We start from the raw sequence: 6616 nt of genomic DNA, 5'->3' as shown, positions 1-6616 counted from the left end.
TTGGTTTCACGTACTTTGCCATATTAGTATTATGGATCGCCATGTACGCATTGTCCAGTCTTGTCCAATAAATTAATGATTAGAGGCATACCGATCGAAAACCTCGATACGTCAGTAATTTGCCCTCATCTTGCAAAAATATTAATTTGCATCCCCCCACTTCTAATTCCTTGTGTTATTCTAATCATTGTGACTACTGAAATGATACTCAGAACGCAGGTTCTTTCGGTTACGCTGGCAAGGGCTAGCGCACAAATCCTCACACCAGATCTTGTATTTGGGTGAGGTGCGTTCAAATATGAAGCCATTTAGCTAATCCTGGAGGTGATGCCCATGATAGAAAGTAGTAAATGCATGGGTCATCAGATTGGAAACTACCGGCTGTGCGCCGGGGCCGCTCACTAGCAGTCAGCCGTCGTTTCCAACTGGAAACGAATTCCATCGGGAACCAGGCTCAGCTAGGGATTCTCCCGGCAGTCAGGTTCTAATCTGAAGACCCGCTAGACCGCTCTCACCTCAAATAGTGTTAAATCTTAAGTATTAAAACTTGAGCCTCAATACTATTGGTGAGAGCGGATAGTTTTTGGTCGGATTTTTGACCAGAAATAATTGGTTGAAAGTCGGAACCCTGCTCGGGAGAAATTAAAATCAGACTATTCATTACTCCAATCCTCGGACTTAAGGGTAGAGGTCGCTCTTAAACTGTCAACTGTCAACTGTCAACTGTCAACTGTTGACAGGTGGGCTGTTAATCTCCCAAAAAGCTTATCCCAAAATAAAAAAAATTATGGCAGATCTACTTAACGATACTGAAATTCAAGAGCGCGCCAGTCAATTATCGGGCTGGACGGTGGAAGGTAAGCAACTGCGGTGTACCCGTTTATTTAAAGATTTTATCGGCGCGATCGCCTTTGTGAATAAGTTGGTCGCCCCCTCAGAAGCGGCAGGACATCACCCCGACATAGAAATCTCCTATAACCAAGTAACAGTTAACTTGACAACTCACGATGCCGGAGGCTTAACTGAGAAAGACATGGCGCTAGCCCAAGAGATTTCTGCGCTAAATTAGCTAGTTAGGCGGGAATCCCCACCCCATATTGTTTACAGATTGGGGTGGGATGAAAGCCAAGTTGATTGAGGTGGGATGGTTGACCAATCCCGTAGGGCTCGGAAGCCATCACCGCCGAAATCGACAATCTTTGATATCATTGAACCACAGTGGGGCTGGACGTGTTCCTCACTATAAAACGCCGTAGAGAGAAACAGTTTGGAGTATCTCGAAGGAAGATCTAGATATCCTTTACAGGACTCAGATGCCCAAACTATATTGCTTGCAATTAGTGTGGGAGCGTCACAAGAGTTCTCATTTTCCTAGCCGCCACTGCATCTAGCGACAGTCCCAAGAGCAGAAAGCCCGCTCAAAAGAAAATATCGACTCTGGGTTAAAATCGGGTGTGAGAAAGTCGAGATGCAACAAGTCCAATGTATTAAAGGCTATTCGCCATCCTCCGACCATGATCGTATTTGAAAGGCCAGAGTTCTTGAACGAATCTGCTCAAAGAACAGAACTGATAGAAAAGCTTTTGGATATTGGCGCGGCGCTCTCTAGCGCCCCCGATTTGGGCGGGTTGTTAAACTTGATTTTATCCAAAAGCCGGGAAATCACCTACAGCGATGCGGGCAGCGTTTATTTAGTAGATCACAGCGACGAGAAATCTAAGTTGCTGTTCAAGGTAGCTCAAAATGGTTCTAAACCCAGACTGTCGTTTAAGGAGTTTGCCCTGCCGCTGACAGACAAAAGCTTGGCGGGATACGTGGCAATTACAGGTCAAAGTTTGAACCTGTCTGATGCCTATGACTTGCCTCCCGATGTACCCTACCAGCTAGATACGAGTTTTGACAGGGATATTAATTACCGCACTTGCTCGGTAATGGTGTTGCCGATGCAAAACCGACAGGGCGAGACAATAGGCGTACTGCAACTGATCAACCGCAAAAAAAAGGCAGATGAGGTGCTGACGGCAGAGAATGCCTGGGAATCGACGCAGCAGTATTCCGAGTGGGAAGAAAGGATAGTTCGATCGCTCGCTTCTCAAGCAGCAATCTCGATCGAGCGCAATCAACTCCAAGAAAGCATAGAACACTTGTTCGAGGGCTTCGTCAAAGCAAGCGTGCAAGTCATAGAAGCCCGAGATCCATGTACCTTCGGCCATTCAGAACGAGTTGCAGCCCTGACAGTACGCCTGTCAGAAGAAGTAAACGCCGTCAGCAGCGGATGGCTGCGCTCTATTTACTTTAACAACCGTCAAATTCAAGAAATTCGCTACGCCGCCCTGCTGCACGATTTTGGCAAAATCGGAGTACCAGAAGCAGTTTTGACCAAGCAGAAAAAGCTCTACCCCTCACAGCTAGAAATCATTCGCCACCGTTTCGCCCTAGCTCAGCGGACGCTGGAAATGGAATGCGTCCAGTCTAAATACAAATACTTGCTAGAGCATTCAGCTTACCGAAAACACCCGGACTCTGGGCCAGAGTGCGCTAAATGCCAGGAAATAGAACAGCTAGACACGGCGCTAGCAGACGCAAAAACCAGATTGGCAGAATATTGGGAAGTCCTGCTAGAGGCCAACGAACCTCACATTTTGGCAGAAGAACCCCTAGCTCAACTGCTAGAACTTTCTCGGCAAACTTACAGAGATATAGACGGGGCAATTAAACCTCTGCTGAGTCCAGACGAAATCGTGCAATTGATGGTGTCGAGGGGCAACCTGACGCCGACAGAACGATCGGCAATCGAATCTCACGTCACTCACACTTACGAATTTCTCAGCCAAATTCCGTGGACAAAGGATCTAAAAAATGTTCCCCAAATAGCCTACGGACACCATGAAAAACTCGACGGCACAGGCTATCCACGAGGTCTAACAGACTCAGAAATCCCCATTCAAGCGCAATTGATGACGATCGCCGATATTTATGACGCCCTGACAGCCGGCGATCGCCCCTACAAACGAGCTTTGCGAACAGATGCAGCAATGAAAATTTTGCGGCAAGAAGCAGCTCACAACAAAATCAACGCCGATTTATTAGAACTGTTCGACCGTCGCCGAGTCTTTAGCGTCCTAGGACACGGTTTGGATGCAAAAGTCGAATCAGTATAGACGATTCGGACGTGCTGTGCTAAAAAGTAAATAGGCTATCGAGCGCCTAATGTGTCAGTAGTCCAATCAATCCCAAGTCCAAGTATGGTAAGGTTTTGAGGCAGTTGAGTACCTAGTCAAAAACAGGCATCCGACAGCAGCCAATCACATCCATACACTCAGTTAGTCCCCAAAAATCAAAAGAAAAAGTGAATTTTAGGTCTCTTTTTAAAGTATGCTAGTTTAGCAACTACTGACCACATAGAAGACTCGAAAAGTTTCTCTGTAATCGGTGTGAGGATGAGAGTGAATATGTCGAAATTTTTGTGGAGTTACCTACTAATCAGCCCAGCAGTCTTAGGAGCTACCCTAGTAGTTTCTTCGAGCGCGATGGCAGCAGACGCTCAGCAAGCTGCTGATGCGCTCAAGCCTCAAGCTGCCCAAGCTGAAACAGGCCAAGCCTCCGAAGCCAAAGTTAATGCTTTAGCGGCTGTTGACGAAACTACCGCAGCACTAAAGCCAGTCGAAGAAATTTCCCAAGGAACAGGCAGCGAAACCAAGCCAGCGATTGCAGATGCCAGCCCTGCTGCAACGGGCAGCGCGATCGCCTCCGCCACCACAGACCCCGCAGCAACAAATCTTGAAGCTGCATCACAACCTGTAACTGAATCTTTAGCAGCAGTTGAGCCAACAGTCGCTCAACCAGTAGAAAATTCAGCGGCAGCCAGACTAGAAAATCCAGCCCCAGCAGCTACCGCTGTCAAGGAGCAAATCAGTGCAGTTCAATTAGAAACTACTGCCCCGGCAGTTGCAGAGCAGGCACAACAAAATTTGCCCTCTCCGGCCCAATCTCTAGCCCAAACTGTCGCACCACAAGCTCAAAACCCAGCCGCCACATTAGAACAGGTCAACGAGTACAGCAGCGAAGGTGCTGGTGGCGAAACTCAGGCTCAAGTAACCTCAGTATCTCAACTTTCCGACGTGCGGCCCACAGACTGGGCATTCCAAGCACTGCAATCCCTAGTCGAGCGCTACGGCTGTATTGCCGGGTATCCAGACGGCACATTCCGCGGCAACCGGGCAATGACCCGCTACGAATTTGCCGCCGGTTTAAACGCTTGCTTAGACAAAGTTAACGAGCTAATTAAAGCAGGTACAACCAACTTAGCGACAAAAGACGACTTGGCAGCCCTCCAACGGCTCCAGGAAGAATTTGCAGCAGAACTGGCAACCCTGCGCGGCCGCGTCGATGCTCTGGAAGCTCGCACATCCGAACTCGAAGCTAACCAATTCTCAACTACTACTAAACTGACTGGGGAAGCAATTTTTGCCCTCAGCGACGACTTTGGTGGCAATGATGGCTTGTTTGGCAGAGACAACAGAAGAGTCGGTACGGGTAACAATGAAGCCGTCTTCCAACAGCGGGTACGTCTCAATTTAAATACGAGCTTCACCGGCAGAGACTTGTTGCTCACCAGACTGGATGTGGGCAACGGTCAAAACTTTAACTTGGGGGCGACGAGCGAAGGTACTCAAACCTGGAACGTAGTTGGCAGAACCGACAACGTTTTTCACTTGGGCAGCTTGCTTTACAAGTTCCCCGCTAGCAATCGGTTGAACGTTACCATTGAAGCCGCTAACGGTATTTGGAACGATTTCATTCCTACCGTCAACCCTTACTTTGAAGACTTTGACGGCGGTAATGGCTCCCTCAGCGCCTTCGGTCAGAGCAACCCAATTTATCGCCTAGGTGGCGGTGCTGGTATCGGCTTCGATTACGCCTTCGGTGGCAGAGGCTTGCTGGGCGGTGTGTTCGGCCCGACTTCTCTGTCCTTTGGATATTTGGCGTCAAATCCGGCAAGTCCCGCCAAGGGCGCAGGCTTGTTCAACGGCGATTACGCAGCGATGGGGCAGTTGACTTTTACCCCGGGACGCAACTTGCAAGTTGCTCTCACTTACAACCACGGTTACTTTAGCAGAGGTAACTTCGGGTTTGACAACGGTTTGGGGAACGGGCCAGACAAACTTGGCGGTTTTACAGGCACGGGCGTGGCTAATTCCATCAACGGTTTGAGCGAAGGCTTTGACGGCTTCCGCGCTCGCAAAGTTGTCAGCAACTCCTACGGTGCTGAGGCTTCGTTCCGACTCAGCCCGAGATTTATCATTGGGGGCTGGGCTGGTTTAACCAATGCTCGTATTCTCGGCGTCGGCGATGCGAGAATTTGGAACTACGCAGCCACTTTGGCTTTGCCCGATTTAGGGAAAGAAGGCAACTTGCTGGGCTTTGTGGTAGGTCGTGAGCCTTACTTGGATAAACTTGAGGCTCCTGGCAATTTGCGGAACTTCAACAACGATACTTCGTGGCACTTTGAAGGCTTCTACAAGTTCAAGCTCTCGGACAACATTGCCGTGACTCCGGGCGTCATTTGGATTACCAACCCGAATCAAGACCGCAATAATGACGACATCATTATTGGTACTCTGAGAACTACTTTCACGTTCTAAGAGTGCGTTTTAAGAGGCAGGGAGAGTCATATTCTCTCTCTGCTAACAACTCTATAATTTAACATTAGCCCTGCTTGTCGCAGGGCTTTTTTGTGTGGCGGACAAATGCAGCTCATCTTATTTAAAAGTCCTTTTCCCCACCTTCCTCTTCCACCAGCACCCCAAGCCAAAAGCTAAACCAACACCTGCGATCGTAGTAGGTTCCGGCACAGTTTCAGACTCAGACTCGTACTCATAGGCGAGAGTAAGCTTTGAGTCAGTCGTGACAGTGCCCGCGTAAGTGACCGTTGTAGGCGTTCCTAAAACTCTCACAGTACCCATTGCCACAATGCTAGCAGCAATTAAATCCCCAGCACACCCACTAAACATATTTAGGTACTGTGGCGAACTATAACTCCTTGAAACAATACCACTCGCACTCCCACCTCTAGCCCCCGCAGCCCCCGATTCAATACTCATTTCCGGCGGATTTGCAAACAGACTCAAAACCAAATTCGGATCGGCTTTTAAACTCGGTAAATTCACAGCAATCTGAGCATTCGTTACCGCCGTACCAGTAAAATTGCTAGCAGGAACAATATTGATATCGCTGTTAACCGTTGACTCAACTTTCACATAAGCACTTAACAGCGTCCCCAAAAGCGAATTAAACTTAGGCAGCACCCCATTCAGCGTACTATTAACTGGCTGCTGCTTCAAATTTACCGTATAAGTTTGCGTGAGAACAGCAGCTTGTACAGGAATTGCGATCGAATTGAAAGCAGAAAAACCCAAAGCCCCAGAAACAACCGCTAATCCTAACTTTTGATATCCATTCATGGCGACACACTCCTAAATAATCACTTAACTTTCTCGCTTATTTGTTTAACTGCCCATTACTCACAAGTTAAGCTAAAAGCACTGTTGTCAATGAGTAATCTTACTCATTTTTTTACCGAGATACCAATTAAAATATGACTCCATTTGTTACT

General features: G+C 48.1%; 5 protein-coding genes. 3 read left to right on the top strand and 2 right to left on the bottom strand.

Annotation, left to right across the window (positions count from 1 at the left end; genetic code table 11):
* Positions 1-526: 526 nt before the first annotated feature.
* Entirely contained in the window at positions 527-661 is a 135-nt protein-coding gene (locus JGK11_RS31975) for a hypothetical protein (protein ID WP_293193883.1), read from the bottom strand.
* 126 nt (positions 662-787) lie between these two features.
* On the opposite strand from JGK11_RS31975, the gene JGK11_RS31970 reads away from it, so the two are divergent.
* From JGK11_RS31970 to JGK11_RS31960, 3 genes are all read left to right on the top strand, one after another.
* Positions 788-1069 (top strand): 4a-hydroxytetrahydrobiopterin dehydratase, encoded by a 282-nt coding sequence (locus tag JGK11_RS31970; RefSeq protein WP_293186922.1) that lies wholly within the window; start codon positions 788-790, stop codon positions 1067-1069.
* Positions 1070-1514: 445 nt separating this feature from the next.
* Entirely contained in the window at positions 1515-3161 is a 1647-nt protein-coding gene (locus JGK11_RS31965; RefSeq protein ID WP_293193881.1) for an HD domain-containing phosphohydrolase, read from the top strand.
* Between the two features lie 291 nt (positions 3162-3452).
* A complete protein-coding gene (locus tag JGK11_RS31960) occupies positions 3453-5645 on the top strand; it encodes an iron uptake porin (protein WP_293186920.1) in 2193 nt (730 codons plus the stop codon).
* 117 nt (positions 5646-5762) lie between these two features.
* Here JGK11_RS31960 and JGK11_RS31955 read toward each other — a convergent pair whose 3' ends face one another.
* Positions 5763-6464 carry a PEP-CTERM sorting domain-containing protein gene (locus JGK11_RS31955; protein ID WP_293214385.1) on the bottom strand — a complete coding sequence of 234 codons (702 nt, stop codon included), beginning with the start codon at positions 6462-6464 and terminating at the stop codon, positions 5763-5765.
* Between the last annotated feature and the right edge of the window lie 152 nt (positions 6465-6616).

Origin of the sequence: Microcoleus sp. PH2017_34_RAT_O_A, assembly GCF_020737885.1 — a bacterium.
GTDB lineage: Bacteria > Cyanobacteriota > Cyanobacteriia > Cyanobacteriales > Microcoleaceae > Microcoleus.
This window is presented reverse-complemented; position numbering and strand designations above follow the sequence as displayed.

Coding starts and splice junctions, on each gene's coding strand:
- JGK11_RS31975 (WP_293193883.1), bottom strand. CDS start 661: ATGAATAGTCTGATTTTAATTTCTCCCGAGCAGGGTTCCGACTTTCAA.
- JGK11_RS31970 (WP_293186922.1), top strand. CDS start 788: ATGGCAGATCTACTTAACGATACTGAAATTCAAGAGCGCGCCAGTCAA.
- JGK11_RS31965 (WP_293193881.1), top strand. CDS start 1,515: ATGATCGTATTTGAAAGGCCAGAGTTCTTGAACGAATCTGCTCAAAGA.
- JGK11_RS31960 (WP_293186920.1), top strand. CDS start 3,453: ATGTCGAAATTTTTGTGGAGTTACCTACTAATCAGCCCAGCAGTCTTA.
- JGK11_RS31955 (WP_293214385.1), bottom strand. CDS start 6,464: ATGAATGGATATCAAAAGTTAGGATTAGCGGTTGTTTCTGGGGCTTTG.